Genomic DNA, 23,934 nt, shown 5'->3' with positions numbered 1-23,934 from the left:
ACCTCTCGGGTTCCCCGTTCAGCCCTTCCATGCGACGACCGCATTTCTGAACCGTCCGTTTCCCGCACCCGGCCGCCGGAGTGTACCGATTCTGTACCAACGGGTATTAAATTTGATAACCGAGAGCGTAGCGTTATACCGGCAATCCGCGTGGGGAGGACGTATGGACCTGCTTTCGCGACTCGCGGCGCTGGTCCCGGGGGTCGGGGCTCGGACGCGGACCGACGGCGGCGCACAGGCTGACGAACGAGGGACGGTCGCGGCGGCGGCCGAGCAGTTGCACACCGGTGCCCTGCTCGACGGCGTGGGGATGCCGGTGTTCGTCCTCGACACCGACGGGCGGGTCATCGCGTGGAACGACCCGATTACGACGCTCACGGGAGTTCCCGCGGCGGAGGCGCTCGGGTCGGTCCACGTGAGCGAACTGTTCTACCCGGACGGCCGGCGGGCGAAGACGCTCGCCGACAAGGTGCTCGACGACCCGCGGGGTGCCGACGTCGTCCACGGCCTCGACGTGGTCGACGAGGCCCGACGGCTCTACCGCGACACCAGCACGATGACGGACCGACACGGCGCGAAGCGCCACATCGCGTTCACCGCCCAGCCGCTGTTCGAGGGCGACGAACTGGTCGGCGTGGTCGAGGCCGTCCACGACCGGACCGACGCGGTGGAGAAACAGCGGGCCTCCGAGGCGCTCGTCGAGGAGGTCTCGTCGACCATCGGGAGCCTCACGGCCGGCGACCTCTCGGCGCGCGCGTCGTTCACGGACGACCGCGACGTTCTCGATGACGAGACGCTGGCGGTCGTCTCGGACCTCAACGAGATGGCGACCCGGTTCGACCGCCTCGCGAACGACGTCGACGCCACGACGGCGGACCTCGGCGGCGCGATTCAGCGCGCCGCGACCGCCGCGACCGACATCGAGTCGCAGGTCACCGAACAGGCGGACCTCCTGTCGACCGGTGCGGAGGAGATGCAAGAACTCTCTGCCAGCATGGAGGAGATTGCGGCCACCTCCGACGAGGTGGCGTCGGCGGCGAATCAGGCCCGCGTGGCCGCCGAAAACGGCCACGAGGCGGGACAGAGCATCCGGAGCGCGACCGACCAAGTCATCGACATCTCCGACGAACTGCTCGACAGCGTGACCGAACTCCAACAGCGCATGGGCGTCATCGAGGAGGTCGTCGAGGTCATCGCGGAGGTCGCCGACCGGACGAACCTGCTCGCGCTCAACGCGAACATCGAGGCCGCCCGCGCGGGCGAGGCCGGCGAGGGCTTTTCGGTCGTCGCTGACGAAGTCAAACAGCTTGCGAACCAGACCCACGAGCACACGGAGGAAATCGCCGACAGCATCGCCGAGATTCAGCAACAGGCCGACGAGACGGTGCTGGCCTCCGAGCAGTCACACGAGCAGATTCAGGTCGCCTCCGGCGAAATCGAGGACGTGCTCGCCTCGCTCTCTGAAATCGCGGACGCCGCGGATTCCGCGGCCAACGGCGTCACCGAGGTCGCCCGCGCGACCGACTCGCAGGCGACGAACATCGAGGAGGTCACGACCACGATTCAGATGGCCCAAGAGCACGCGACCGCCGCCGAGGCGTCGACGACCGACATCACCGACGCGACGGCCGACCAGACGGTCGCGCTCGACGCGCTCGCCGACCGGGTGGACGCCCTCGTCGGCGGCGACGCCGCGGCGGTCGAGGAACTGGACGCGATGGACTTCGACGACGTGGTCGACGGGGCGGACGCTGACTCGGTTCGCGCGGCGACCGACGGGGGGTCGGAAGACGGGGTCGGCGGGTTCCAGTTCGACCGATAGCCCGCCCGCCGAGCGGTCGACGTCCCCGAATTCTCTCCGGTCTCTTCTCAGTCGAGGCTGATCGCACAGCTTTCGACGTAGTCGATGTCCTCGATGGAGCCGACGCCGCCCTCGCCGCAGACGGGGCAGTCCGGGTTCTTCTGGTACGGGACCGTCTCGAACGTCATGTCCATCGCGTCGTAAAACAGGAGCCGTCCGTCGAGCACGTCGCCCTCGTCGAGGAGGAGCTTCATCGCCTCCGTCGCCTGAATACAGCCGACCGTCCCGGGGAGGACGCCGAGGACGCCCGTCGTCGCGCAGTCGGGGACGGTCCCCGGCTCGGGCGCTTCGGGGAACAGACAGCGGTAACACGGACCGTCCGGCACGAGCGTCGTCGCCTGTCCCTCGAACTTGTATATCGCCCCGTGGACCAGCGGGAGTCCCTCGAAGCGACAGACGTCGTTGAGGAGATAGCGCGTCGGGAAGTTGTCCGAGGCGTCGACCACCGCGTCCGCGCCCGCGACGACCTCGTGAACGTTCGACTTGTCGACCCGCGTTTCGACCGGTTCGACCGACACGTCGGGGTTGAGCCCACGGACGAACGCGGCGGCGCTCTCGGCCTTCGGCGTCCCCACGTCGTCGTCGCGGTGGATGACCTGCCGCTGGAGGTTGCTCCGCTCGACCACGTCGTCGTCGACGATGACGAGTTCGCCGACGCCGACCGCCGCGAGGTACTGGATGGCCGGCGCGCCCAACCCGCCCGCGCCGACGACGACGACCCGCGCCGAGAGCAGTCGCCCCTGGCCCTCCGGGCCGACCTCGTCCATGATGATGTGCCGCGAGTAGCGGTCCAACTGGGTGGCGTCGAGTGAGAGCGTCATATCCCGAGGTTGGCGTCGCCCCCGAATAAAGCCGCGGCACGGGCGGGACCGATTCCCGTGGCTCGGGACGCGGACCGTCGCCGCTGGCGACGGCATCGCCGGAAGCGACGCGCCTTTGACGCTCCGCCCGTCACGTCGGGTATGGTCGCCGAGACGACGCCCGACGAACTACGCGAGAAACTGGCCGACGACGACGATGACCATGACCTCGCCGTCGTCGACATCCGAGACCCCTCGTCGTACGCCTCCGGCCACATCCCCGACTCGGAGAACCTCCCGGCGGCGACGCTCGGCCCCGAGGTGTTCGACCGCGAGTGGCCCGCCGAGGTCGTCGTCTCGTGTTACGTCGGCAAGAGTTCGAAGCAGGTCGCCTCGGTACTGGACAGCAACGTCGACGCCGACGTGTCCAGCCTCCGCGGCGGCTTCGACGCGTGGGACGGCGCGGTCGAAGACGGCACCGAAGGCGAGGGCGAGGCGGACCTCGGTCCCACGTCGCCGTTCTGAGTCGCTCCGGTTTTTGTCGACGGTTCTCGACGCCCAGCGAGCGACGCGGACTCACTCGCCGGGAACGGTGACGGGCGACCCGCGTCGTCGGTTTCGGTTCTGGATGTAGAAGACGAACACGACGAGGCCGCCGAGCACCGGCAGGAGGACGAACGCGACGAAGAACCCGACGGCCCACACGTCCGCCGTGTCCATCGCCCGGCGCTTCGCGTCGCGGTATATCCACGCCGCGCCGAGGACCGCGGCGGCAACGAGCACCGGCCCACCGAGTTCGATACTGACCATGCAGTCGATTCGATGGTCCGGCCCCGCCGCGATAAGCGTGGGTGCTTCGAGACGGAGCCACGGCTCGGCGGTCGATAAAGAGAGAAATCGGCGCGGTGCGCGGGGCGTTACTTGCCGCGGCCGTTGCCGGCGCGGATGGAGGGACGGATGTGCTCCGTGCCCTTGCCGCGGTTCTGGAGACCGCGGTTCTTCTTGCCCGCGTTGGTGAGACCGCGGAAGGCGCGGCCCTCGTGGGTGTCATCGCAGATCCAGTTGAGGTTGTCGTCGTTCTGGATGGCCGGGTGCTCGGGGTCGACGAGGATGACTTCCTGCCACTTCTGGGAGCCGTCCTGTCCGACGCCGTAGGAGTTCAGCACGCGCAGGTTGGGATGCTTGCGCGAGGCGCGCTCCTCCGCGATGCGCGGGATGGACTTGCGGCGGCCGATGCGGTTGACGCCTTGGCGCTTCGTCCGTCGGCCGGCCTTGTGACGCTGTTTGCGCGCGCCGCCCTTGCGGACGGAGACGCGGACCACGACGATGCCCTGCTTGGCCTTGTAGCCGAGCTCACGGGCCTTGTCGAGGCGGGTGGGGCGCTCGATACGCTCGATAGCGCCCTGGTTGCGCCACTCCTGTTTTCGCTGCCACTGGAGTTCGGCCAGCTTGCCTTCCTTCGGGGTCTTCCACGCTTCCTTGATGTGGGAATAGAAGCTTCGTGCCATTGTGTATCACCGCGGGCGCTTGCGATTCAGTCCGTCGGGGAACTCCCCCGAGACCACATTTCGTCCCGTGCGTGACGGGTGCCCTCTGGCGTGCCCGCATTGCCAGCGAGTTGGCGGACCTACCGGCAGGGGAGGGTTAAGGACTTCGGATTCTCGCGGCGCGTGTGCGACCGACTCACGCGGCGAGGCGGCCGAAAAAGACGATATTGAGGGTGCGTCTGCCGCGGCTCAGCCTTCCATCCCGCCGAACGACGCTCTGACCGCCAGCGCCAGTTCCCTCGAAATCAGCATTTCATATCGCGCCATCTGATGTATCACCGCGGAAGCCGGCTACTGCCAAGGCTCTCGAAACCTCACTCGTGACGGCAGAAAGCGGCGCTCCGGGTGGCTCGGTAGTTCAGACGGCGAACTCGCCGACGCGCTCGAACTCGCGTTCGGCGATGGCGTCGGACAGCGCGTCGATGTCCACGTCGTCGGGCATCTCGCCGGGGTACTTGCGGCGGAAGTAGCCGACGATGTTCGTCACGTCGCGCGCGAGGAGTTCGCGGGCGTTGTCGTGGTCGGTCGGGACGGCCTGCGGCCAGTCGAACACCGTGATGCCGCGCTCGCCGACCGCGACGTTGTACTCGGACATGTCGGCGTGGACGTAGCCGGCCTCGTAGGCGTCGGCCATCTCGGAGAGAATCAGGTCGAGGACGCCCGTCACCTGCTCGGATTCGAGCTTCGCCTTGGCGAGTTCGACGCCGTCGAGTTTCGCCATGATGATTGCGTGGCGGTTGTGGTCGACGGGGCGGGGGACCGACACCTTCGGAAACAGGGTTTCGAGCGCCTCGTACTCGCGTTCGGCCGCCTTGCGGGCGGTGTAGAGCCACGAGACGTGGTGGTTCTCGGAGGTGTAGTCGCGCTCGCGGCGCACCTCGCGGAAGTTGGTGTACCCCTCGCGGTGGAACTTCAGCGCGAGCGGTTTGAACGACTGCACCTCGAACACGTCGCTTTCCTTGCCGACGCCGAGGGGCGCACCGAACCCCTGGATGGTGTCTCGCTGGGCGAACGTCCGGAGCGCGAGCGCGTCGTACCCCTCGACCGTGAGCTTGTACCCCTCGTACCGGATGGTCTTGCGCTCGACGAGCTCGCGGGTCATACAGCGGTCGATGCGGTAGTCGACCTCTTCGGCGGACAGCCCCGAGTTCTTCGGGAGCTTCTCCCGGTTGACCCACTCGCTGAAGCGCATGCCCTGCTCGACGCCCGAGAGGAGGTAGAAGTCCTCGGGCTCGAGTTCGGCCATGACGCCGGCGACGTTCCGTACCATGCACGTCCGTCCGTCGGCGAGGCGTAAAAGGCCCGCGAGTCGGCGAACCCCACCCGCGATAAATCACATACAACGATACGAAATTCGGGGTGTGACGACTCACCCACCGTTTCGGCGGAGGTTCTGGAACGTCGGCGTCTCGCGTCGGGACTGAACGGGGACGTTGCTACGTATAAGCGAGTGTCTTGCATTCAAGCAATAAAATCGAACAAACAATTCACGTGTCAACCGTCTTTGAGGCTGTGACTCAGGCCGCGTCGAGGCGGAACTCGATGACTGCGCCCGCGCCGTCGCCGGCCGGCGGGAGGTGGAGTTCGCCGCCGTAGGCCTCTACGATCCACTTCGAGAGCCAGAGTCCCAGCCCGTTGCCGTGGGCGAGGTCGCTCTCTTCGATGTTCTGCTCGATGAGTTCGCGCTGGTGGTCGGGGATGCCCGGCCCGTCGTCCGCGATTCGCACGACGACCTCGCCGCCGACGCGCTCGTAGGTAATCTCGACCGTCGGGGCGCTCCCGGTGTATTCGAGGGCGTTGTCGACGATTTCGCGGAACGCGATTTTCAGCTTCGTCCCGCCGACGACCGCCCCGGGGCCGTCACCGCTGACGGTGATGGTCGCCTCCGGGTTGTCCGCCGAGTGGTCGTCGACGAGCGGTTCAAGGAGCGAGCGCAGGTCGACCGTCTCGCCTTCGGGGTCGCTATCGACGAGTTGGGTGACCGTCTTGACCTGGTCGCTCATCGTGCCGAGGTCGTCGCCGGTCGCCTTCAGTCGCTGGCCGATGTGGACGGTCTCTTCGTCGCCGCCGTCGGTGGAGAGCAGGTCACCCCAGCCGAGGAGCAACTGCGCGGTGTGTCGGAGGTTGTGGCGGACGAGCCGATTGATGACCGCGGAGCGTTTGTACTGCTCGGACAGCTCCTGGGACCGAATCCGGCGCACGTCGTTGATGCCGATGAGGACGTGCGCGACGGCGCTCACGCCGACGACCACGGCGGCGCTGAAAAGCGGTTCGCTGACCGTCCCGCCCGCGGCTCGCTGGTAGCTCCCGATGAGCGCGAGGACGAACACGGTGACGACGACGCCGAGGAGGTTCCAGCCGGCGACGCGGGCGGCGTGGGTGGTCGTGAGGTCGCTTCGGTAGACCGCGGGGCCGATGGCGACGAAGAGCACCGAGATGACGAGTCCGAAGCCCGCGGCAACGAGCCCCGCGAGATCGGATGCGACCGAGGCGACGCTGTTCGAGACGATGGCGAACAGGGCCACCCCGGTGAGGCTGAGCGACCCCGCGCTGACGAGACGAGAGACGTTCATGGTTCGCTGACTCTCGTGGAAGTAATAACGCTTCTCTGAAACGAGTTGTCACTCGACGTTGACGCGGTACGGAAGCCCCTCGGGGTCGAAGACGCCGTCGGCATCGCACTGCGCCGACACCGGGCCGACCGTCGCCTCGCTGTCGGTCGGATACCACGCGCGGCCGACCGGTGAGACGACAAAGCGGGCATCTCGGTCGCCGACGAACACGAGGTCGCCGCCCTCGAACGACTCCAGCGGCTCGATACCGAGCGCCTCGGTCAGCGACGCCACGAATCCCTCGACGTCGGGGACGGCCATGCCGACCTCGGTCGCGCCGCGGAGGTCAGTCGCGGGGTCGAACTCGCCCGTCGCGTCGCCGTCGTAGCAGACGTACTCGATGACGTTGCCCTCGAGGTCCTCGAAGTAAACGGAGTCACAGCCGAGGAAGTCGAACCGGACGCTCGGCCCCTCGTCGGTGTCGAGCACGTCCACGCCCGCGCGGTCGTTCAGCCACGCGACCACGGAGTCCACCGCGGCGGAGACGGTGAAGGCGAGGTGGCCGGGGTCGGTGTCGCCGAGTTCGAACCACAGGGTCGTCTCCCCGGCGGTCGCCGAGCGCTGTGACCCGGAGACGGCCGCGAAGCCGAGCGTCTCGACGTAGAACTCACACAGCGAGATGGGGTCGGTCGCGGCGAGGGCGACGCGGTTGAACTTCATGCGTTCACGTCACCGCGACGCGGTTTAACGGAATCGCTCGCGTCGGCCGCGGCGGCGGTCGGTCGCCCGACTGGTGCCCGTCGCGGCGAGGCCGGGCGGCTCGCCGCGGCGGCCGAGCGTCGAAATCGCTTTCTTCCGGATGGACGAAGCCGACGTATGAACGACTCGCAGGGGTCGATTACTGACCGCGAGTGGCGGGTGATTCGCGAGGAGGTCCGACCGGGACCGATGCAGATGGCGCTCGACGAGGTCGCGGGCGAGACGGCCGCCGCGGGCGGCCCCCGGACCGTCCGGGTCTACTCGTGGGAGCCGAGTTGCCTCTCGCTGGGCTACGGACAGGACCCCGAGACGGTCGATTGGGACTACTGCGACCGCGAGGGAATCGACGTGACCCGCCGACAGACCGGCGGCGGCGGCATCTACCACGACCGCCGCGGCGACGTGGCGTACTCCATCGCCGCGCCGAAAGCCGAGTTGCCGGGCGACCTCATCGACTGCTATCACCTGCTGTGCGAGCCGATTCTCGACGCGATTCGCGCGGTCGGCGTGGACGTGGACTTCGTCGACGACGACGTGCCCGTCATCTGGCACCCCGCCTGCTACCTGCGGGCGCTCCACCCCGCCCACGACATGGTCGCCGCGGGCCGGAAGGTCGCGGGCAACGCCCAGTACCGCCGCCGCGACGCCGTCGTCCAGCACGGCTCTCTCACCTACTCGGTTGACGCCGAGACGCACCTCGGCGTCTTCGACGGCCACGACGTGACGCCCGAGGCGTTCCGCGAGCGCGTCGTCGGTATCGACGAACTCGTCGACGCCTCCCGCGAGGAGTTCGTCGGGGCGCTGACCGAGTCGCTCTCGGGGTTCGTCGACGCCGCGGAGGGGTCGTGGACCGACGCGGAACTCGACCGCGCGCGAGAGAAGGTCGACGAGAAGTACCGCGCCGACGACTGGGTTCGCCGCCGCCCGGGGTCGCGGTCCGACTGAGAGCCGGGCGGCTGAGAACAGGGCAGGCGAACACAGGGCGGCCGAGAACTGTGCGCCGGGCGCGTGCGGTCGCTCCCGACTCAGAAGCCGAACGTCTCCGGTTCGTCGAGGTCGAGGGCTTCGGTGATGCCTTCGTAGACCTCGGTCAGGGGCGGCACATCGCGGGTGGGGTCGAGCCAATGATCGCCCAGCCAGCGGTAGCGAACGGTCAGGTTCTCGTCGAGGAGGAAACACGAGCGTCGGGAGCGCTTCGAGACGCCGAAGGTCCGGTAGACCACGTCGAACGCCGCGGCGAGTTCGAGGTCGGTGTCGGCGTACAGCGGGAACAGCAGGTTGTACCGGTCGATAAAGCGGCGGTGCATCTCGATGCCGGACTTGCTCGACCCGACGACGCGAACCTCGTTCCCGTTCGCGAACCAGTCGAAGTCGCGGAGGGCGCACCACTCCTCGATGCAGTCGGGGCTGAAGTCGGCCGTGTAGAAACACAGCAGGACGGGTTTGTCGGCGGCGAGCCCCGAGAGACTGCGCTCGCGAACATCGCCGTCGGGCGCAACGAGCGTCTGCGTCACGTCGGGTGCCGTCGCCCCGACGGAAAGTCCGGTAATATGACGTGATTCCGCGCGTGAACGATAGCCGTTCTGGCTTCGCCCGGCCCCGCCGACTCCGAAGTCCCTTTGTTCGGGTACCCCGTCGGACTCCGCATGCAAGTCGGCGCACACGTCTCGATGTCCAGTTCGAAGGTCTCGTCCGACGACGAGACGCCACCGCACGGTAACGTCGCCAACGCCGTCTTCCGGCAGGTCGCCTTCGGCGGCAACTGCGGGCAGATTTTCACCACCTCGCCGCAGGTGTGGCGCGACCCCGACATCTCCGACGAGGAGGCCGAACTGTTCCGCGAGGAGACCGCCGACAAACTGGCGGGGCCGTGGGTCATCCACTCGTCGTATCTCGTCAACCTCTGTACGCCCAAGGAGGGCCTCCGGCAGAAGTCGCTGGACTCGATGCAGACGGAGGTCGACATGGCCGACAGACTCGGCATCGAGTACGTGAACGTCCACCTCGGGGCCCACACCGGCGCGGGCGAACAGCAGGGCCTCGACAACGCCGTCTCCGTCCTCGACGACCTCGACATCCCCGACGGCGTCACCGTCCTCATCGAGTCCGACGCGGGCTCGGGAACCAAGATGGGCGACGACTTCGCCCACCTCGGCTACGTCCTCGAAGAGTCCGAACAGGACCTCGACGTCTGTCTCGACACCGCCCACGCGTTCGCCGCGGGCTACGACCTCTCGACGCCCGCGGGCGTCGACGAGACGTTCGCGGAACTCGACGACGAGGTCGGATTGGAGCACCTCAAGTGCGTCCACCTCAACGACTCGAAACACGAGTGCGGGACGAACAAGGACGAACACGCCCTCATCGGCGAGGGCCTCATCGGCGAGGAGGGCATGCGCGCGTTCATCAACCACGACGCCGTCGTCGACGACGACGTGCCGCTCGTCTTGGAGACGCCCACCGAGGACGGCAAGGGCTTCGCGTGGAACATCGACCGCGTCCGCGAACTCCGCGCCGACGCGGAGTAAGAGGCCGAACGGGGCGGAAGCTCAGCGGCCGCCGCTGAGTCCCCGTATCGACCGTTTCGACTGTTTTTTGGGTCGCCGCGCCCGAGACCGCGTGTGCGACGTTTCTCCGAATCGTACCTCCGGCGGACGCGAGACGGCATGTGGGACGACTCCCGCGCGGCCCTCACCGACCTCGACCTCGGCGGTCGGACCCGAATTCTCGACGTGGGCTGTGGGACCGGCGAGTTCACGCGCGTCCTCGCGGAGGCGTCGGACGCCCGCGTGGTCGGCGTCGACGCCGACACCGACCTGCTTTCGGTCGCGGCCGGCCGCGCCAGCATCGAGACGGTCGCCGGCGACGCGACTCGGCTCCCCTTCGCCGACGACGGGTTCGATTTGGTCGTCTGTCAGGCGCTCCTCGTGAACCTCCCCGACCCGACGGCCGCGCTCTCCGAGTTCGCCCGCGTCTCGTCTGACCTCGTAGCGACGGTCGAACCCGACAACGCCGCCGTCGGCGTCGACTCGACGGTCGAGTCCGAGGCCGCGCTCGACCGCCGCGTCAGAGACGCCTTCCGCGACGGCGTGGCGACCGACGTGGCGCTCGGCGACCGCGTCCGCGGGCTGTTCGACGACGCCGGCCTGTCGGTCGTCGGGACCCGCCGGTACCACCACCGCAAGCTGACCGAGCCGCCGTACGACGACCACGACGTGCGGAGCGCGGCCAAGAAGGCGACCGGCGAGGGGTTGGACCGCCACGAGGCCGACCTCCGACGGGGACTCGCCGACGACTCCTACGAGTCCGTCCGCCGAGAGTGGCGGGAGATGGGCCGCGAGGTCGTCCAGCAGATTCGAGACGGGGAGTACCGCCGGGCCGAAGTCGTCCCGTTCGACGTGACGACGGGGCGGGTGTAGTCAGCCGAGGAACAGGTCGACGAAGTTCCCGCTCGACTGCCCGCGGTAGAGTTCGGAGTAGCCACAGCTCGCACACGAGACGACGGTGAACTGTCGGTTCTGGATGTCGAACATCTTCGAGAGACCGGTGCCGGAGGTGGCGATAGAGTCGATTTCGGTCTCGGCGTGGCCGCACTTCGGACAGCCGTCACGGTCGGCGCTTGGTGGAGGGCTCATGTTGAAACGTTGAACTACCCACGTAAAAAATGTACCTCCGAAATCACTTCCTTTCTCGCGCCCGCTGGTGAGCGTATGCCCGCCGGTGGCCTCGTGTTCCTCCTCTTCGTCCTCCTCAGTATCGGTGCCGCGGTCGCCCTCTACGCCGCGATTCGAGACGAGACGCGCGACTTACCGACGATGGGTCGCGAGGAGGCGGAGCGTCGCGCCCGCGGCGAGGGGCGGCGCTACAACGAGACGCGCGGTCGCGGGACCGACCGACGCCAGAGCGGGGGCGGCCGCGGCGACGAGTTCGGCCGCGACGGCGACCGCACCGATGACCGCGGCCGCAACCGCGACGACCACGACTGGTAGCCGGTCGCACCCGACTCGGCTCCGGCCTCAGACCACGTCGCCGCGGACCGACGGTCCGGTCTGTTCGGCCCGGTAGGCCCGCATCGCCTCGACGGCCGTCTCGGCGTCGTCGCCCTCCAGTCCGAGCATCTCCAGCGCGCCCGAGAGCGTCGGGAAGGCGAACTCGCCGTTTCGGAGCTTCGACATCGCGTCCGGCGAGCGCTGGCCGTCGGCGTAGAGGCAGACGCCGCGAGGGTCGAGAATCTGCTCGTAGGCCTCGCGTTCGACCGCGCCCTTCAGCCGCTGGGTGACGTTGTCCTCGAAGGAGGCGTTGCACACTTCGAGGTGGACCGGTTCGTCGTCGGGAAGTAGGTGGGCGGCGAGGCACTTCTCGGGGGCCGCGTAGCCGTTCGCGTTGGCTCGCAACAGGTCGGGATGCTCGCGCGCCCACTCGGCGCGGACGCTCTTACCGACGCCCTTCACGCCGTGGGACCGCTCGAACGATTCGGCCGCGTCGGGGTCGCCGCGGAGGAGGATGTCTTTCGTCACGTACACGTCGAGTCGGTCGAGGGGGTCGAGGCCGAGCGCCACGTCGCCGTAGACCCACACCTCGCGGACCGGGACGGGGAGCGTCTCGGACTCGACGGCGTCGACGACGGCGGCGACTCGGTCGAGGGCGGCGTCTCTGTCCATCGACTGTCCGTGGGGGTCGGAGGGCCAAACCGGTTGCGACCGAGCGCGGTCGGGTCGTCGGCCGAGTGCGCGAGCGACGCCGCGGTCGTCCCGAGGCGAAACCCGTATCCCTCCCGCCGGGCAACCGACCGGCAATGGAGTGCGACAAGTGCGGCCGCGACGCGGTGATGCACGCGGCCTACTCCGGGGCCCATCTCTGTGACGACCATCTCTGCGCCTCGGTCGAGAAACGCGTTCGCCGCCGCATCCGCGAGGACAACATGCTCCCCCGCGACGCCAGCCCCGAGAACCCCCAGACGTGGGTCATCGGGCTGTCCGGCGGCAAAGACAGCGTCGTCCTCACACACATCCTTGACGACACGTTCGGGCGCGACCCGCGCATCGAACTCGTCGCCCTCACCATCCACGAGGGCATCGAGGGCTACCGCGACAAGTCCGTCGACGCCTGCGTCGAACTCGCGGAGGACCTCGACATCCACCACGAACTGGTCACCTACGAGGACGAGTTCGGCGTCCAGATGGACGACGTGGTCGAGAAGGACCCCGAGAACATGGCCGCCTGCGCCTACTGCGGCGTGTTCCGCCGGGACCTGCTCGAACGCTTCGCCGACGAGCTCGGCGCGGACAAACTGCTCACGGGACACAACCTCGACGACGAGGCGCAGACGGCGCTCATGAACTTCTTCGAGGGCGACCTCAAGCAGGTCGCAAAGCACTTCGACGCCAGCATCGGCGACTTCGAGAAGCGCCGCGACGCCGGTGAGTTCATCCCGCGGGCCAAACCGCTCCGCGACGTACCCGAAAAGGAGGTCGCGCTCTACGCTCACCTGAAGGACCTCCCCGCGCACATCACCGAGTGCCCCCACTCCTCTGAGGCCTACCGCGCCGAGATTCAGCAGTTACTGTTGAAACTCGAAGAGAACCACCCCGGCACCCGCCACTCCATCATGGCGGGCTACGAGGAGTTGGCCGAACTCACCGCCCGCGAGTACCGCGGCGAGGGCCGCGTCGACCTCAACGACTGTGAGCGCTGTGGGTCGAAGACCGCCGGCGACGTCTGCCGGAAGTGCCGGCTCATCGAGTCGATAGAAGCTGTCTGAGCGGTTACGGAACGGCACGGAACTCGTTTTCGGACGCGTCTCACGGTCAGAGAGAACCGGGTGCACTCGCGTCAACCGAATCGGCGGCGACGCTCGCGGGCGGAAACCGTCGTTCGTGAAAAAGAACCCACGAAACCCGACGGGCGCGGCGGCGTCCGCGCGGGTCTGACAGGGCGTTACCGGATGACGTCGAGACCGTTGTTCTTCTCGACTTCGTCGCGGCCGCCGTCGGACCACGTGCCGCTCTGGGCCGTCTGGGCTCGCTCCGAGCTATCGAACTCCGAACCCGAACCCGAACCCGAGTGCTGTTGTTGTGATTCGTGCGACTGGATGCTCTGGCGCGACTTGTCGGCCTGCTTCTGCGTCGTCGGGCCGAGGACCTGCGCGGACTGGACGCCCGTCATGATGGCCATGACGCGGACTTTCCCCTTGTACTCGTCCTGAATGCGAGCGCCCCAGATGACGTTCGCGGCGGCTTCCAGCCGTTCGGTGATGTTGCTCGCGATTCCCTCGGCCTCCTTCAGCGTGAGGTCGGGGCCGCCCGTGATGTGGACGAGCCCGCCGGACGCACCGCGGTAGTCCACGTCGAGAAGCGGGTGGTTCATCGCGTCGTTGACCACTTCTTGGGTCTTGTTCTTGTCTTGGGTCTCGCCGACGAGCATCACCGCGACGCCGCCCTGATTCATGATAGTCGACATGTCGGCGTAGTCGAGGTTGATGAGCGACGGTTGGGTGATGGTCTCCGAGATGCCCTTGACGGTCTCGGCGATGATCTGGTCCATGACCGAGAACGCCTTGCCGATGGGCAGGTTCGGGACGTAATCGAGGAGGCGGTTGTTGTCCAGCACGATGATGGAATCGGCCTCGTTGCGGAGGTTTTCGAGACCCTCCTCGGCCTTGACCGTGCGGGCGCGCTCGACGTTGAACGGAGTCGAAACCATGCCCACGACGATTGCGCCCTGCTCCTTTGCGATCTTGGCGATGACGGGGGCCGCACCGGTCCCGGTGCCGCCGCCCATCCCCGCGGTGACGAACACGAGGTCGGCGTCGCCGAGCACGTCCTTGATCGTGCCCTGTGCCATCTCGGTCGCGCGCTCACCCATCGACGGGTCACCACCGGCACCGAGCCCCTGCGTCAGGGATTTCCCGACGAGGATTTTCGTGTCCGCTTCGATCATCTTCAGGTGTTGCTTGTCGGTGTTGATGGCGACCGTGTCGGCCCCTTCGACACCGATGTTGTACAGGCGGTTGATGGTGTTGTTGCCGGCGCCACCAGCGCCGACGATGACGATTCGCGGGTCACCGAACTGGTCGTCGCTGTCGTCGAGCGACGACTGCGTCTGGCGCTCGGCCTCGTCCCGTTCCATCGCCTCGCGAACGATATCCTGCATAGTTACACCTTTGCCCAGCCGCGCTTGCTGGTAGATTCGCGCTGTCGCTTGTCAGCTGTCTGTTCGTTGAGCATCTCGCGAACGGCGGAACGGATGGCTTCGGATCGATTCGGGAACTCTCCCGTCTCGACCATCCGCTCGACCTCCTCGATCTGCTGCTTCGGAATTCGTAGTGTCACACGCTCCATATTTACATTCCCCCGGTAAGACGGCGCGCCGCACTCGTGTGCGTGTGTCTTACACCCGGAAACCGACGGACGACGCCGGGTTTCGGGCCGCCGTCGGGTGGCTGTAAGACAACCGTCTTACGCGATAATCACCACAGAGGGATAGAATATAAATGTAACGGCGGTTGTAAGACAGGAGCTGAATATCCCGTATAGGGGGCTTTAATCGCCGGTTATGCTTATTCCAGAACGTCGGCCGCGGGCGTCCGACGCCCGCAATCGGGGCAGAACGCCCAGTCAGACCGGAGTTCGTCGCCGCACTCGCAGAACACGCGGTGGGACGTTTTCTCGCCGCAATTCGGGCAGTAAACGTGGTCTGAACCCACGGATTCGCCGCATTGGCCACAGCTCATCTCGGAGTCGTCCGCGTCTGTAGACTCCAGTTCCTCTCGTGTCTTACGAACCGTATTCGCGGTCGATTCGCCGTCGACACCCGCGTTTACGCGGGATTCGTCGCTCGAACCATCGACGTTGATGTTGACGTTCAACTCCGACGGCGTCGGACGCTCGGCCTCGCGGGCCGCCGCGGCCTCCTCGACGAGCGTCGGGAGCCGTTCGTCCAGTCGTTCGTCGACGAGTTCCTCGACCCGCGCCGAAAGCGCACCGTCCAGTCCGTCGTCTCCGGCGGCGGTGTCGTCGTCCGCGGCGTCGTCACGTTCCAGTTCGTCGAGGTACTGACGGAGCGCCTCCCGCATCACCTCGCTTTTCGAGGTGTCGAGGCGGTCCAAGCGCTCGACGAGGGCGTCGTCGGCGCGGAACGTGATCTTACTCATTACTCCGGGATTATCTCGGCACCATATCAATGTTCGCACCTGTCTGACACACAGCACACGCGGCGGCGAGAATGATAATGGTTAAAGGCGTCGACCGGATACGAATCGGTGACCGCTCTTAGCTCAGCCTGGCAGAGCAGCCGACTGTAGATCGGCTTGTCCCCCGTTCAAATCGGGGAGAGCGGATTTTTGCTTGCAAAATCCGGTCGAGTCGATTTGAACAGCGAGCAACGCGAAGCGTTGCGAGTGAGTCCAACTCGGGGAGCGCGGACCGTCGTCGATTATCGTCTGTAGCCCGGCGTCCCCCGTTCCGTCTCCCCGGACTCTCACGAACGTTCGGAGTATATGTCGCCGCGACCCCGTGATTTACCCCCGTCTACTCGGAAGCGAACACCATGGATGTTCGACCGCTCGGCACGACCGGATTCGACGTTTCTGAAATCGCGCTGGGCACGTGGCAACTCGGCGGAAGTTGGGGCTCGGTGACCGACGACGAGGCGTCCGACGCCATCGAGGCCGCCCTCGACGCGGGCATCAACTTCCTTGACACCGCGGACGTGTACGGCGACGGCGACAGCGAGCGCCGAATCGGCGACGCGCTCGCCGGCCGCGACGACGACGTGGTCGTCGCCACCAAGGCGGGGCGTCGGCTCGACCCGCACGAGGCGGACGGCTACAACCGCGAGAACCTCGAACGGTTCGTGGACCGAAGCCGTGATAATCTCGGCGTCGACTCGCTCGACCTCGTCCAGCTTCACTGCCCGCCGCGGGACGTGTACTACCGGCCCGAGGTGTTCGACGCGCTCTCGGAGCTCCACGACGCCGGGAAAATCGACCACTACGGCGTGAGCGTCGAGAAGGTCGAAGACGGGCTCAAGGCCATCGAGTACGACGGCGTGGAGACGGTCCAGATTATCTTCAACCCGCTTCGACAGCGACCCGCGGAACTGTTCTTCCGGGAGGCGAAGCGCCGGAACGTCGGCGTCATCGTTCGCGTCCCGCTCGCGTCGGGACTGCTCACCGGTTCCCTCTCCGAAGACGCCGAGTTCGGCGAGGACGACCACCGGAACTTCAACCGACACGGCGAGGCGTTCGACGTGGGCGAGACCTTCGCCGGAATCCCGTTCGAAGACGGCCTCGCCGCCGCGGACGCGATACAGGAGGTCGTCCCCGAGGGAGTCTCGCTCGCGCAGTTCACGCTCCGCTGGATTCTCTCGTTCGACGCCGTGAGCACCGTCATCCCCGGGTCGAAGACGCCGGCGCACATCCGCGACAACGTCGCCGCGGCGTCGCTCCCGCCGCTGTCGGCCGACCAGTTCCAGCGCGTCGAAGAGGTCTACGACGCGTACGCGCGCGAACACGTCCACCACCGCTGGTGAGTGAGTCAGCGGCCGAACCCCCCGCTTCGCTATATTCAAGTACAGTTTCGCCAATGAAACTCTAGTGGCAGTCTCGTTCGACCTCTTCGGCACGCTCGTCGACGCCGAGTACCCGTCAGACCCCGGTGCGGCGGTCGCAGACGCGCTCCGCGAGTACGGCGTCGCCGTCCCCGACGACTGGGACGACGCCTACCGCGAGGTCCACATCGACGCGCCCGAGGGCGCGGAAGTCCCGCTTCCGGCCCACGTCGCCGCGGCGCTCCGCTCTCGGGGCGTCGACTCGCCGGACAACGCCGCCCGTCGCGCGGTCGTTACGGCGTTCGACCCCGAGGTGACCACCCGTCACGGCGCGGTCGACGCGGTCGCGGCGGCCCGCGAGGCCGGTTCGGTCGGCCTCCTCTCGAACTGTTCCGTTCCCGAACTCGTCGCTCGGACGCTCATCCGGTCGGACCTCGACCGGCGCGGCTTCGACGACGTCACGACGAGCGTCGCCTGCGGCTGGCGGAAACCCCACCGGCAGGCGTTCGAGGCGGCCGCCCGCGGCCTCGACGTCGACGCGGGAGAACTGGTTCACGTCGGCGACGACCCGGACGCTGACGGCGGCGTCGAGGCGGTCGGCGGCCGGTTCGTGAACCTGCGGGAGACGACGCTCGAATCGGTCGCGGCGAGACTGCGCGCCGGGGAGGACCCGTGCCCGTGACCGCCGCGGCCGCCGTCGTCGCCGCCGCGGCGCTGGACCGGGGCTTCGCCGAACCCCCGGCGCGTCTCCATCCGGTCGCGCTGTTCGGCCGACTCGTCTCGCCCGTCGACCGCGAGTGGTCCCGTCCGACGCTCGTCGGCGCGGTCGCGGCTGTTGCGCTTCCGGCGCTCGCCGGGGGCGTCGCCGCGGGCGCGACGTGGGCCGCGTCGCTCGTCTCGCCGTGGCTCGGTGCGGCCGTCGCCGCCCTCGCGCTGTTTTCGACCACGAGCCTCCGGATGCTTCTCGACGCGGCCGAGGCGGTCGTCTCGGCGACCGCCGACGAGTCAGACCTCGACGCCGCCCGGGACGAACTCCGGGCGCTGGCCGGGCGCGACCCGTCGTCGCTCTCGGCGGCAGACATCCGGAGCGCCGCCGTCGAGAGCGCCGCCGAGAACCTCGCCGACGGCCTCGTCGCGCCGCTGTCGGCGTTTGCGCTCCTCGCGCCGGTCTCGCTCCCGTTCGCGGTCGGCGCGGCCGCGTGGATGAAGGGCGTCAACACGCTCGATTCGATGCTCGGCTACCGACACAAGCCGGTCGGTCGGGTGCCGGCCCGCCTCGACGACGCCGTGATGTGGTTCCCGGCGCGCGTCTCGGCGGTCTTGCTGGCCGTCGTCGCGGGTGCGCCGGCCACGGTGACCCGGGTGGGCGAGCTGGCGCGCCGCCCGTCGTCGCCCAACTCGGGGTGGCCGATGGCGACGCTCGCGGCCCTCCTCGGCACGCGACTCGAAAAACCCGGTCACTACCTGCTCGACGGGGGTCCCGAGGCACCCGACGCGGCGACCGCCGCGCGGGGCGTCCGACTCGTCTCGCGGGCGGGGCTCGCCGCGTTCGCCGTCGCGGGGGTGGTCGCGTGGTTCTGACCGCGCTCCGCGGCGCGCTCGGCTTCCTCACTCGCCTCCCCGTCGGCGGCGACGAGTCGAACTGGGACGCCTTCAGGCGCGCGCCCGTGGCGTTCCCGCTCGTCGGCTACGTCGTCGGCGCGCTGGCCGCGCTCCCGTTTTTGCTCCCCCTGCCGATATCGACCGCGGCCGCGCTGTACCTCGTGACGCTGTACCTCGTGACGGGCGTCACCCACGCCGACGGCCTCGCGGACCTCGGCGATGCCGCGGTCGTCCACGGCGACGCCGACCGCCGGCTGTCGGTCCTGAAAGACTCGCAGACGGGGGTCGGCGGCCTGCTCGCGTTCGGGCTGACGCTCGTCGTCCTCGCGCTCGGCGCGTTCGGCCTCGCGGGCGCGGGGGGTCGCGTCGGCCTCACGGCCGCCGTCGCAATCGCGCTCGCCGCCGAGGTCGGCGCGAAGGCCGGCATGGCGACGCTGGTCTGTCTCGGCGCGCCCGCCCACGAGGGACTCGGCTCGGCGCTCGTCGGCGAGAACAGTCCGTCGGGGCTACTCGCCGTCGCCGTGGCCTGTCTCCCGGTCGTCGCGCTCGCGCCGGTCACCGGCGGTCCCGCCGTCGTCGCGGCGCTCTGCTGTGGGCCGGTCGTCGCGCTCCTCGTCCGCTCGTGGGGCCGCGCCCGACTCGGCGGCGTCTCGGGCGACCTGCTCGGCGCGACGAACGAACTGGCTCGCGCCGCGGCCGTCCACGTGGGGGTGGTGACGTGGACGCTCTCGTGATGTGCGGCGGCCGCGGCACCCGCCTCGACGCGCCGGTCGAAAAGCCGCTCGTGGACATCTGCGGGCGGCCCATGCTCGACCGGGTCGCCGCGGCGCTTCGCGATTCGAGCGTCGAGAGCGTCCGCGCGGTCACCTCGCCGCACACGCCGCACACCCGCGAGCGAGCCGCCGACCTCGGCCTCGACCCCATCGAGGCCCCGGGCGAGGGCTACGTTTCCGACCTCGGATTCGCGCTCGACCGCGTCTCCCGGCCGACCGTGACCGTCGTCGCCGATCTGCCGCTCGTGGCTCCCGAACACGTCGACGCGGTCGTCGCGACCGCGGACGGCGGGGCCGCCACCGCGTGCGTCCCCGTCGAACTGAAGCGAGCGCTCGGAGCCAGCGTCGACGACGCGCTCGTCTTCGACCACGAGGGGACCGCCGTCTGCCCGACCGGACTGGGCGTCGTCGGTCCCGCGACCGCGGACTCGGCTCCCGATACTGACGCCGAGACGACCGCCGACACCGACAGCGACACAGACTCCGGCACCAACGCCGACACCGACACTCACCCGACTATGTACCTCTCCACAGACACCAGACTGGCACTCAACGTGAACCGCCCGACAGACATCGCGCTCGCGGAGGACCGATGCGAGTAGTCCTCGTCGCCGGCACGACCGAGACGGCGAAGATTCCCGGCATCAGCGCCGCCGGCGCGGACCCGTCGCTCGTCGGCCACACGCCGAGCGCCGACGCCGAAATCATCGAGTACGGCGAGCCCGTCCGCTCGCCGGTGACGCCGGTCAGTCCGACGGGCTGTCCGACGCCCGCGGCCGTCACCCGAGCCGTCAAGCAACTCACCGGACTCGACGTGCTCACCGTGGACGCCGGTCTCGCCAAGCCGAGCGCCGCGCCGACCATCGACGTGGGCGCGCGACCCGGCCGCGACATCCGGGAGAGCGAGCCGGTCCCGACCGCGCCCGGCGCGTTCGAGGCGGCCCGGCGGATGGGCCTCGCGCTCCCCGAGGACGAACTCGTCGTCGGCGAGACCGTCCCCGGCGGGACGACCACCGCGCTCGCCGTGTTCCGCGCGCTCGGCGAGGAGTTCCCCGTCTCGTCGTCGCTCCCGGACAACCCGACGAACCTGAAGGAAGAGGTCGTCGCCGAGGCGTTCGAGGCCAGCGGCGTCGAACCCGGCTTCGCGGCCCACAAACCCCGGCGCGCCGCTCGCTACCTCGGCGACCCGGTGCTCCCGGTCGTCGCCGGACTCACCGTCGGCGCGCTCGAAAACGGCATCGACGTGACGCTCGGCGGCGGGACCCAACTGCTCGCGGCCGCCGCGCTCGCCCGCCACGCCGGCGCGGACGGCGACCTGACGCTCGCCACCACCTCGTACCTCGCCGAGGACGTGCCCGAGTTGGCCGACGCCGCCGAGGCGTTCGACCTCGAACTGACCGTCACCGACCCCGGCTTCGAGACGCACCCGCTGGACCGCTACGACGCGGGCGAGGCCAAGGAGGGCGCGGGCATGGGCGGCGCGCTCATGCTCGCCGACCGGATGGGCGTCCTCGACGACGTGGAGGCGGCCACGCTCGACGTGCTCTCGACCCTGGACCCCGAGGCGGCCGAGGCCGGGGCCGCGGCGGGCGACGCCGGCGGCGCTGACGCCGACATCGAGGATGGACCCTGAGTCCGTCCGGGCGGGGAGTCGCGTCCCCCACGGCGGCACCACCGACCCGACCGTCCTCGACTTCAGCGCGAACACCAACCCCGAGCGCCCCGATGGCGTCGAGACCGTCTACCGCGAGGCGTTCGAGGCCTCGACCCGCTACCCCGACGACGACTACGCCGACTTCCGGGCGGCCGCCGGCGACTACGTCGGCTGTGACCCCGCGTCGGTCATGCCGACCGCCGGCGGCCTCGAAGCCCTGCGACTCGCGTTCGAGGTGACGCTCTCGCCCGGTGACACCGCGCTCGTCCCCGAACCGAGCTTCGGGGAGTACGACCGCGAGATTCGCCTGCAGGGCGCGGAACCGGTGGCGGTCGCTCACGACGCGGTTCTCGACGCCGACCCCGAACCCCACGCGGTCGCGGTCGTCTGTACGCCCAACAACCCGACGGGCGAGCTCGCGCCCGCCGCCGACCTCCGGGCGTTCGCGGCGCGCTGTCGGGAGGTGGAGACGGTCCTCGTCGTCGACGAGGCGTTCCTCGATTTCACCGACGAGCCGAGTCTCGCGGGCGAGCCCGGCGTCGTCGTCGCCCGGTCGCTGACGAAGATGTTCGGGTTGCCGGGCATCCGCGCCGGCTTCGCCGTCGCCACCGGCGACCTCGGCGACCGACTCGCCGTCGCCCGGCGGGCGTGGTCGCTCTCGACGCCCGCGGCCGCCGTCGGCGCGCACTGCATGGACGACACCGAGTTCGTCTCGCACACGCGGGAGCGCGTCGCGACCGAGCGCGAGCGACTCCGCGAGACGCTGTCCGAGGCCTTCGAGGTGTTCCCCTCGGACGCGCCGTTTCTCCTCTTGGACGTCGGCGACCGCGACGTCGACGCGGTAGTCGAGACCGCCCGCGACCGCGGTGTCGCCATCCGGGACGCGACGACGTTTCCGACGCTCGACTCACACGTCCGCGTCGCGGTGAAACGCCCCGACGAGAACGACGAACTGCTCCGGGCGCTCGCCGCCGTCGCCACCGATGTTTGAGGCGACGCGCCGCGACGGCGTCTGTCGGCTCGTTCGACCGAATACGCGGTGGCTCTCGACGGGCTACGCCGGCGGCGAGTCGCGGGGCGACGCCGCGTTCAACGTCACCGTCCCCGAGGGCTGGCCCGAGACCGACCTCGACGCGTACGTCGCGCGGCGGCTCTCGGCGGCCGGTTTCGACGAGCGCGGGCCGACGCTCCTGACGGGCGTGGGACAGGAACACGCCCGGCGCGCCCGGTTCGGCCCGGTCGAGGTCGTCGCCACCGCGGGCGTGTCGAACCCGGCGGAACTGCCGATGGCGAGCGGCCCGAGCGACCGGGGCGACGCGTCGCCCGCCTCGGACGCGGCGGCCGGCGACGACCGAGGCGACCGGGGCGACCCGGTCGGCACGGTCAACGTCTTCGTCGGGACGTCCCGGTCGCTGGAGCCGGGCGCGCTCGCGAACCTCGTCGCCGTGGCCGCCGAGGCGAAAGCGGCGACGCTCCTCGCGCACTGCGGCGCGCCGGGGACGACGACCGACGCGGTGGTCGCCGCGTGCGACCCCGCCGGCGACCGGGTGACGTTCTCGGGGAGCGCGACCGAGGTCGGCAACGCGGCGCGGGTCTGCGTCCGCGACGCGGTGCGCGCGAGCCTCGATTCGCGGTACGACGCCGAGCCGATGCCACGGGGCGTCGGCGAGGCGCGCTACGGCGTCGTCGCCGACGACCGGGCGACCGTCTCCCCGATTTGAGAACGCCGGTGAAACGACTGCTCGACCGAGAAATCCACGGTGGTAGCTAAATGGTCCCCGTAGAAGCTTTGATTACGGTCGATTGCGAGCACGCTGGTATGGACCCCGGTTCCGTTTCCGACGTCGACCACGTGACCCACGGCGGGACCGCCGACCACTCGCTCGTCGATTTCAGCACCGGCTCGAACCCGGAGCACCCGCCGGGTCTCGCCGGCGTCTACGAGTCGGCGCTCTCTACGGCGCGGCGGGACTCGCTGGACGACTACTCGCGGTTCCGCGTCGCCGCCGCGGCGTTCGTCGGTTGCAACCCCGACGAGGTCGTTCCCGCCGCGGGCGTCGTCCAAGCGCTCCGACTCGCGGTGGGCGTGACCGTCTCGCCGGGCGACAGCGTGGCGCTTCCGGCCCCCTGCTGTGGCGAGTACGCACGGGAAATCCGGCTCCAAGGCGGTGAACCGGTGCACGTGCCGCACGACAGCCTCCTGGAGCGCGTCGACCCCGCCGAGCACGCGACGGTGATTCTCGGCTACCCCGCGAACCCCCTCGGAACGGCGTATCCGAGAGACGAACTTCGGGCGTTTATCGACGACTGTCGCCGAGCAGACACGCCCGTCATCGTCGACGAGACGTACCTCGGCTTCACGCGCCTCCCGAGCACGGCCGGCCTCGACGGCGTCATCGCGCTCCACTCGGTGACGAACGTCTTCGGCGTCCCCTCGCTCCGCGCGGGCTTCGCGGCCGCGACGGGCGACCTCGGCGACCGACTCTCGCGGGCGCGCTGTTCGTGGGCGCTTTCGTCTCCAGCGGTGGAGGTCGCGACCTTCTGTCTCGAACAGGACGACTTCCTCGAAGCGACGCGCGACCGGGTCGAGCGGGAGCGGCCGCGGATACTCGCGGAACTGGACCGACTCGGCTACGACCCCCACCCCGCCGACGGCGCGCTCGTGTTGTTCCGCGCCGCCGACGTCGACCGCGTGCTCCGCGAGACTCGGCGGCGCGGCTTCGTCGTCCGCGACGCCCGCGACTACCAGCGGCTCGACTCGCACGTCAGAATCAACGTCCGCCGCCCGGACGAAAACGACAGTCTGCTCGACGCGCTCGCCGAGGCGACCTGACCTG

28 protein-coding genes and 1 tRNA gene are annotated in these 23,934 nt (G+C 69.0%); 17 read left to right on the top strand and 12 right to left on the bottom strand.

Annotated features, from left to right (window positions below; all coding sequences use genetic code 11):
• Nucleotides 1–163: 163 nt before the first annotated feature.
• On the top strand, nt 164–1,822 hold the full coding sequence (locus tag ACFQI8_RS06840; RefSeq protein ID WP_390243618.1) for a methyl-accepting chemotaxis protein: 1,659 nt from the start codon (nt 164–166) through the stop codon (nt 1,820–1,822).
• 47 nt (nt 1,823–1,869) lie between these two features.
• Here ACFQI8_RS06840 and ubaA read toward each other — a convergent pair whose 3' ends face one another.
• On the bottom strand, nt 1,870–2,682 hold the full coding sequence (gene ubaA / locus ACFQI8_RS06835) for an SAMP-activating enzyme E1 (protein ID WP_390243616.1): 813 nt from the start codon (nt 2,680–2,682) through the stop codon (nt 1,870–1,872).
• A gap of 141 nt (nt 2,683–2,823) precedes the next feature.
• Here ubaA and ACFQI8_RS06830 point away from each other — a divergent pair, with 141 nt between their 5' ends.
• The gene (locus tag ACFQI8_RS06830) at nt 2,824–3,186 is read left to right on the top strand and encodes a rhodanese-like domain-containing protein (RefSeq protein ID WP_390243614.1); all 363 of its coding nucleotides are present in this window, start codon (nt 2,824–2,826) and stop codon (nt 3,184–3,186) included.
• Between the two features lie 51 nt (nt 3,187–3,237).
• Here ACFQI8_RS06830 and ACFQI8_RS06825 read toward each other — a convergent pair whose 3' ends face one another.
• The 5 genes from ACFQI8_RS06825 to ACFQI8_RS06805 all read right to left on the bottom strand — a co-directional run bounded on the left by ACFQI8_RS06825 (nt 3,238) and on the right by ACFQI8_RS06805 (nt 7,480).
• Nucleotides 3,238–3,471, bottom strand: a complete 234-nt coding sequence (locus ACFQI8_RS06825; protein ID WP_390243613.1) for a hypothetical protein — start codon at nt 3,469–3,471, stop codon at nt 3,238–3,240.
• A 107-nt stretch (nt 3,472–3,578) separates the two neighbouring features.
• Nucleotides 3,579–4,169 (bottom strand): 50S ribosomal protein L15e, encoded by a 591-nt coding sequence (locus ACFQI8_RS06820; RefSeq protein ID WP_390243612.1) that lies wholly within the window; start codon nt 4,167–4,169, stop codon nt 3,579–3,581.
• A gap of 397 nt (nt 4,170–4,566) precedes the next feature.
• Nucleotides 4,567–5,478, bottom strand: coding sequence for a serine/threonine-protein kinase RIO2 (locus tag ACFQI8_RS06815; RefSeq protein ID WP_390243610.1), 912 nt, complete (start codon nt 5,476–5,478; stop codon nt 4,567–4,569).
• 247 nt (nt 5,479–5,725) lie between these two features.
• The gene (locus ACFQI8_RS06810) at nt 5,726–6,781 is read right to left on the bottom strand and encodes a sensor histidine kinase (protein WP_390243608.1); all 1,056 of its coding nucleotides are present in this window, start codon (nt 6,779–6,781) and stop codon (nt 5,726–5,728) included.
• Between the two features lie 48 nt (nt 6,782–6,829).
• Nucleotides 6,830–7,480, bottom strand: a complete 651-nt coding sequence (locus ACFQI8_RS06805) for a VOC family protein (RefSeq protein WP_390243606.1) — start codon at nt 7,478–7,480, stop codon at nt 6,830–6,832.
• Nucleotides 7,481–7,636: 156 nt separating this feature from the next.
• Here ACFQI8_RS06805 and ACFQI8_RS06800 point away from each other — a divergent pair, with 156 nt between their 5' ends.
• Nucleotides 7,637–8,464: a lipoate--protein ligase family protein gene (locus ACFQI8_RS06800; protein ID WP_390243604.1), complete on the top strand. Its 828-nt coding sequence runs from the start codon at nt 7,637–7,639 to the stop codon at nt 8,462–8,464.
• Nucleotides 8,465–8,544: 80 nt separating this feature from the next.
• Here ACFQI8_RS06800 and ACFQI8_RS06795 read toward each other — a convergent pair whose 3' ends face one another.
• Nucleotides 8,545–9,069, bottom strand: coding sequence for a redoxin domain-containing protein (locus tag ACFQI8_RS06795; protein ID WP_390243758.1), 525 nt, complete (start codon nt 9,067–9,069; stop codon nt 8,545–8,547).
• Between the two features lie 96 nt (nt 9,070–9,165).
• On the opposite strand from ACFQI8_RS06795, the gene ACFQI8_RS06790 reads away from it, so the two are divergent.
• Entirely contained in the window at nt 9,166–10,047 is an 882-nt protein-coding gene (locus ACFQI8_RS06790; protein WP_390243602.1) for a deoxyribonuclease IV, read from the top strand.
• Nucleotides 10,048–10,185: 138 nt separating this feature from the next.
• Nucleotides 10,186–10,938 carry a class I SAM-dependent methyltransferase gene (locus ACFQI8_RS06785; protein WP_390243757.1) on the top strand — a complete coding sequence of 251 codons (753 nt, stop codon included), beginning with the start codon at nt 10,186–10,188 and terminating at the stop codon, nt 10,936–10,938.
• On the opposite strand, the gene ACFQI8_RS06780 is transcribed toward ACFQI8_RS06785, so the two are convergent.
• Entirely contained in the window at nt 10,939–11,154 is a 216-nt protein-coding gene (locus ACFQI8_RS06780; RefSeq protein WP_390243600.1) for a zinc ribbon domain-containing protein, read from the bottom strand.
• A gap of 75 nt (nt 11,155–11,229) precedes the next feature.
• Here ACFQI8_RS06780 and ACFQI8_RS06775 point away from each other — a divergent pair, with 75 nt between their 5' ends.
• Nucleotides 11,230–11,508, top strand: coding sequence for a hypothetical protein (locus ACFQI8_RS06775; protein WP_390243598.1), 279 nt, complete (start codon nt 11,230–11,232; stop codon nt 11,506–11,508).
• Nucleotides 11,509–11,535: 27 nt separating this feature from the next.
• Here ACFQI8_RS06775 and ACFQI8_RS06770 read toward each other — a convergent pair whose 3' ends face one another.
• Nucleotides 11,536–12,180 (bottom strand): DUF7095 family protein, encoded by a 645-nt coding sequence (locus ACFQI8_RS06770; protein ID WP_390243597.1) that lies wholly within the window; start codon nt 12,178–12,180, stop codon nt 11,536–11,538.
• A 134-nt stretch (nt 12,181–12,314) separates the two neighbouring features.
• Between ACFQI8_RS06770 and ncsA the strand changes: the two genes are divergently transcribed.
• Complete coding sequence (ncsA, locus tag ACFQI8_RS06765; protein WP_390243596.1) at nt 12,315–13,280, top strand: tRNA 2-thiolation protein NcsA; 966 nt, start codon at nt 12,315–12,317, stop codon at nt 13,278–13,280.
• Between the two features lie 176 nt (nt 13,281–13,456).
• Here ncsA and ftsZ read toward each other — a convergent pair whose 3' ends face one another.
• The 3 genes from ftsZ to ACFQI8_RS06750 form a co-directional block, all read right to left on the bottom strand.
• The gene (gene ftsZ / locus ACFQI8_RS06760) at nt 13,457–14,671 is read right to left on the bottom strand and encodes a cell division protein FtsZ (RefSeq protein WP_390243594.1); all 1,215 of its coding nucleotides are present in this window, start codon (nt 14,669–14,671) and stop codon (nt 13,457–13,459) included.
• 2 nt (nt 14,672–14,673) lie between these two features.
• Nucleotides 14,674–14,859, bottom strand: coding sequence for a ribbon-helix-helix domain-containing protein (locus tag ACFQI8_RS06755; protein ID WP_390243592.1), 186 nt, complete (start codon nt 14,857–14,859; stop codon nt 14,674–14,676).
• Nucleotides 14,860–15,077: 218 nt separating this feature from the next.
• Nucleotides 15,078–15,671: a double zinc ribbon domain-containing protein gene (locus ACFQI8_RS06750; RefSeq protein WP_390243591.1), complete on the bottom strand. Its 594-nt coding sequence runs from the start codon at nt 15,669–15,671 to the stop codon at nt 15,078–15,080.
• 112 nt (nt 15,672–15,783) lie between these two features.
• On the opposite strand from ACFQI8_RS06750, the gene ACFQI8_RS06745 reads away from it, so the two are divergent.
• From ACFQI8_RS06745 to ACFQI8_RS06700, 10 genes are all read left to right on the top strand, one after another.
• A tRNA-Tyr gene (locus ACFQI8_RS06745) sits at nt 15,784–15,857 on the top strand.
• Nucleotides 15,858–16,066: 209 nt separating this feature from the next.
• Entirely contained in the window at nt 16,067–17,050 is a 984-nt protein-coding gene (locus tag ACFQI8_RS06740) for an aldo/keto reductase (RefSeq protein WP_390243590.1), read from the top strand.
• 64 nt (nt 17,051–17,114) lie between these two features.
• The gene (locus tag ACFQI8_RS06735) at nt 17,115–17,750 is read left to right on the top strand and encodes an HAD family hydrolase (protein WP_390243589.1); all 636 of its coding nucleotides are present in this window, start codon (nt 17,115–17,117) and stop codon (nt 17,748–17,750) included.
• Complete coding sequence (locus ACFQI8_RS06730) at nt 17,741–18,649, top strand: CobD/CbiB family cobalamin biosynthesis protein (protein WP_390243587.1); 909 nt, start codon at nt 17,741–17,743, stop codon at nt 18,647–18,649. The genes ACFQI8_RS06735 and ACFQI8_RS06730 overlap by 10 nt, the downstream gene beginning before the upstream one ends.
• Nucleotides 18,640–19,404 (top strand): adenosylcobinamide-GDP ribazoletransferase, encoded by a 765-nt coding sequence (gene cobS / locus ACFQI8_RS06725; RefSeq protein ID WP_390243585.1) that lies wholly within the window; start codon nt 18,640–18,642, stop codon nt 19,402–19,404. The genes ACFQI8_RS06730 and cobS overlap by 10 nt, the downstream gene beginning before the upstream one ends.
• The gene (locus ACFQI8_RS06720) at nt 19,404–20,045 is read left to right on the top strand and encodes an NTP transferase domain-containing protein (protein WP_390243756.1); all 642 of its coding nucleotides are present in this window, start codon (nt 19,404–19,406) and stop codon (nt 20,043–20,045) included. The genes cobS and ACFQI8_RS06720 overlap by 1 nt, the downstream gene beginning before the upstream one ends.
• The gene (locus tag ACFQI8_RS06715; protein WP_390243584.1) at nt 20,036–21,076 is read left to right on the top strand and encodes a nicotinate-nucleotide--dimethylbenzimidazole phosphoribosyltransferase; all 1,041 of its coding nucleotides are present in this window, start codon (nt 20,036–20,038) and stop codon (nt 21,074–21,076) included. The genes ACFQI8_RS06720 and ACFQI8_RS06715 overlap by 10 nt, the downstream gene beginning before the upstream one ends.
• Nucleotides 21,066–22,088, top strand: coding sequence for a threonine-phosphate decarboxylase CobD (gene cobD / locus ACFQI8_RS06710; RefSeq protein ID WP_390243582.1), 1,023 nt, complete (start codon nt 21,066–21,068; stop codon nt 22,086–22,088). The genes ACFQI8_RS06715 and cobD overlap by 11 nt, the downstream gene beginning before the upstream one ends.
• Complete coding sequence (locus ACFQI8_RS06705; protein ID WP_390243580.1) at nt 22,081–22,818, top strand: adenosylcobinamide amidohydrolase; 738 nt, start codon at nt 22,081–22,083, stop codon at nt 22,816–22,818. Before cobD ends, ACFQI8_RS06705 begins: the two co-directional genes overlap by 8 nt.
• Nucleotides 22,819–22,916: 98 nt before the next feature.
• Entirely contained in the window at nt 22,917–23,930 is a 1,014-nt protein-coding gene (locus ACFQI8_RS06700; protein WP_390243579.1) for a pyridoxal phosphate-dependent aminotransferase, read from the top strand.
• Nucleotides 23,931–23,934: the final 4 nt, after the last annotated feature.

This window comes from Haloferax chudinovii, assembly GCF_042663345.1.
In the GTDB taxonomy this organism is placed as follows: Archaea; Halobacteriota; Halobacteria; order Halobacteriales; family Haloferacaceae; genus Haloferax; species Haloferax chudinovii.
Note: the sequence above shows the minus strand (reverse complement) of the source record. Positions and strands in the feature narration are given on the sequence as shown.

Coding starts and splice junctions, on each gene's coding strand:
- ACFQI8_RS06840 (WP_390243618.1), top strand. CDS start 164: ATGGACCTGCTTTCGCGACTCGCGGCGCTGGTCCCGGGGGTCGGGGCT.
- ACFQI8_RS06705 (WP_390243580.1), top strand. CDS start 22,081: ATGTTTGAGGCGACGCGCCGCGACGGCGTCTGTCGGCTCGTTCGACCG.
- ACFQI8_RS06810 (WP_390243608.1), bottom strand. CDS start 6,781: ATGAACGTCTCTCGTCTCGTCAGCGCGGGGTCGCTCAGCCTCACCGGG.
- ftsZ (WP_390243594.1), bottom strand. CDS start 14,671: ATGCAGGATATCGTTCGCGAGGCGATGGAACGGGACGAGGCCGAGCGC.
- ACFQI8_RS06785 (WP_390243757.1), top strand. CDS start 10,186: ATGTGGGACGACTCCCGCGCGGCCCTCACCGACCTCGACCTCGGCGGT.
- ACFQI8_RS06755 (WP_390243592.1), bottom strand. CDS start 14,859: ATGGAGCGTGTGACACTACGAATTCCGAAGCAGCAGATCGAGGAGGTC.
- ACFQI8_RS06800 (WP_390243604.1), top strand. CDS start 7,637: ATGAACGACTCGCAGGGGTCGATTACTGACCGCGAGTGGCGGGTGATT.
- ACFQI8_RS06815 (WP_390243610.1), bottom strand. CDS start 5,478: ATGGTACGGAACGTCGCCGGCGTCATGGCCGAACTCGAGCCCGAGGAC.
- ACFQI8_RS06805 (WP_390243606.1), bottom strand. CDS start 7,480: ATGAAGTTCAACCGCGTCGCCCTCGCCGCGACCGACCCCATCTCGCTG.
- ACFQI8_RS06740 (WP_390243590.1), top strand. CDS start 16,067: ATGGATGTTCGACCGCTCGGCACGACCGGATTCGACGTTTCTGAAATC.
- ACFQI8_RS06820 (WP_390243612.1), bottom strand. CDS start 4,169: ATGGCACGAAGCTTCTATTCCCACATCAAGGAAGCGTGGAAGACCCCG.
- ubaA (WP_390243616.1), bottom strand. CDS start 2,682: ATGACGCTCTCACTCGACGCCACCCAGTTGGACCGCTACTCGCGGCAC.
- ACFQI8_RS06720 (WP_390243756.1), top strand. CDS start 19,404: ATGTGCGGCGGCCGCGGCACCCGCCTCGACGCGCCGGTCGAAAAGCCG.
- ACFQI8_RS06825 (WP_390243613.1), bottom strand. CDS start 3,471: ATGGTCAGTATCGAACTCGGTGGGCCGGTGCTCGTTGCCGCCGCGGTC.
- cobD (WP_390243582.1), top strand. CDS start 21,066: ATGGACCCTGAGTCCGTCCGGGCGGGGAGTCGCGTCCCCCACGGCGGC.
- ACFQI8_RS06775 (WP_390243598.1), top strand. CDS start 11,230: ATGCCCGCCGGTGGCCTCGTGTTCCTCCTCTTCGTCCTCCTCAGTATC.
- ACFQI8_RS06750 (WP_390243591.1), bottom strand. CDS start 15,671: ATGAGTAAGATCACGTTCCGCGCCGACGACGCCCTCGTCGAGCGCTTG.
- ACFQI8_RS06715 (WP_390243584.1), top strand. CDS start 20,036: ATGCGAGTAGTCCTCGTCGCCGGCACGACCGAGACGGCGAAGATTCCC.
- ACFQI8_RS06790 (WP_390243602.1), top strand. CDS start 9,166: ATGCAAGTCGGCGCACACGTCTCGATGTCCAGTTCGAAGGTCTCGTCC.
- ACFQI8_RS06830 (WP_390243614.1), top strand. CDS start 2,824: ATGGTCGCCGAGACGACGCCCGACGAACTACGCGAGAAACTGGCCGAC.
- ncsA (WP_390243596.1), top strand. CDS start 12,315: ATGGAGTGCGACAAGTGCGGCCGCGACGCGGTGATGCACGCGGCCTAC.
- ACFQI8_RS06770 (WP_390243597.1), bottom strand. CDS start 12,180: ATGGACAGAGACGCCGCCCTCGACCGAGTCGCCGCCGTCGTCGACGCC.
- ACFQI8_RS06700 (WP_390243579.1), top strand. CDS start 22,917: ATGGACCCCGGTTCCGTTTCCGACGTCGACCACGTGACCCACGGCGGG.
- ACFQI8_RS06780 (WP_390243600.1), bottom strand. CDS start 11,154: ATGAGCCCTCCACCAAGCGCCGACCGTGACGGCTGTCCGAAGTGCGGC.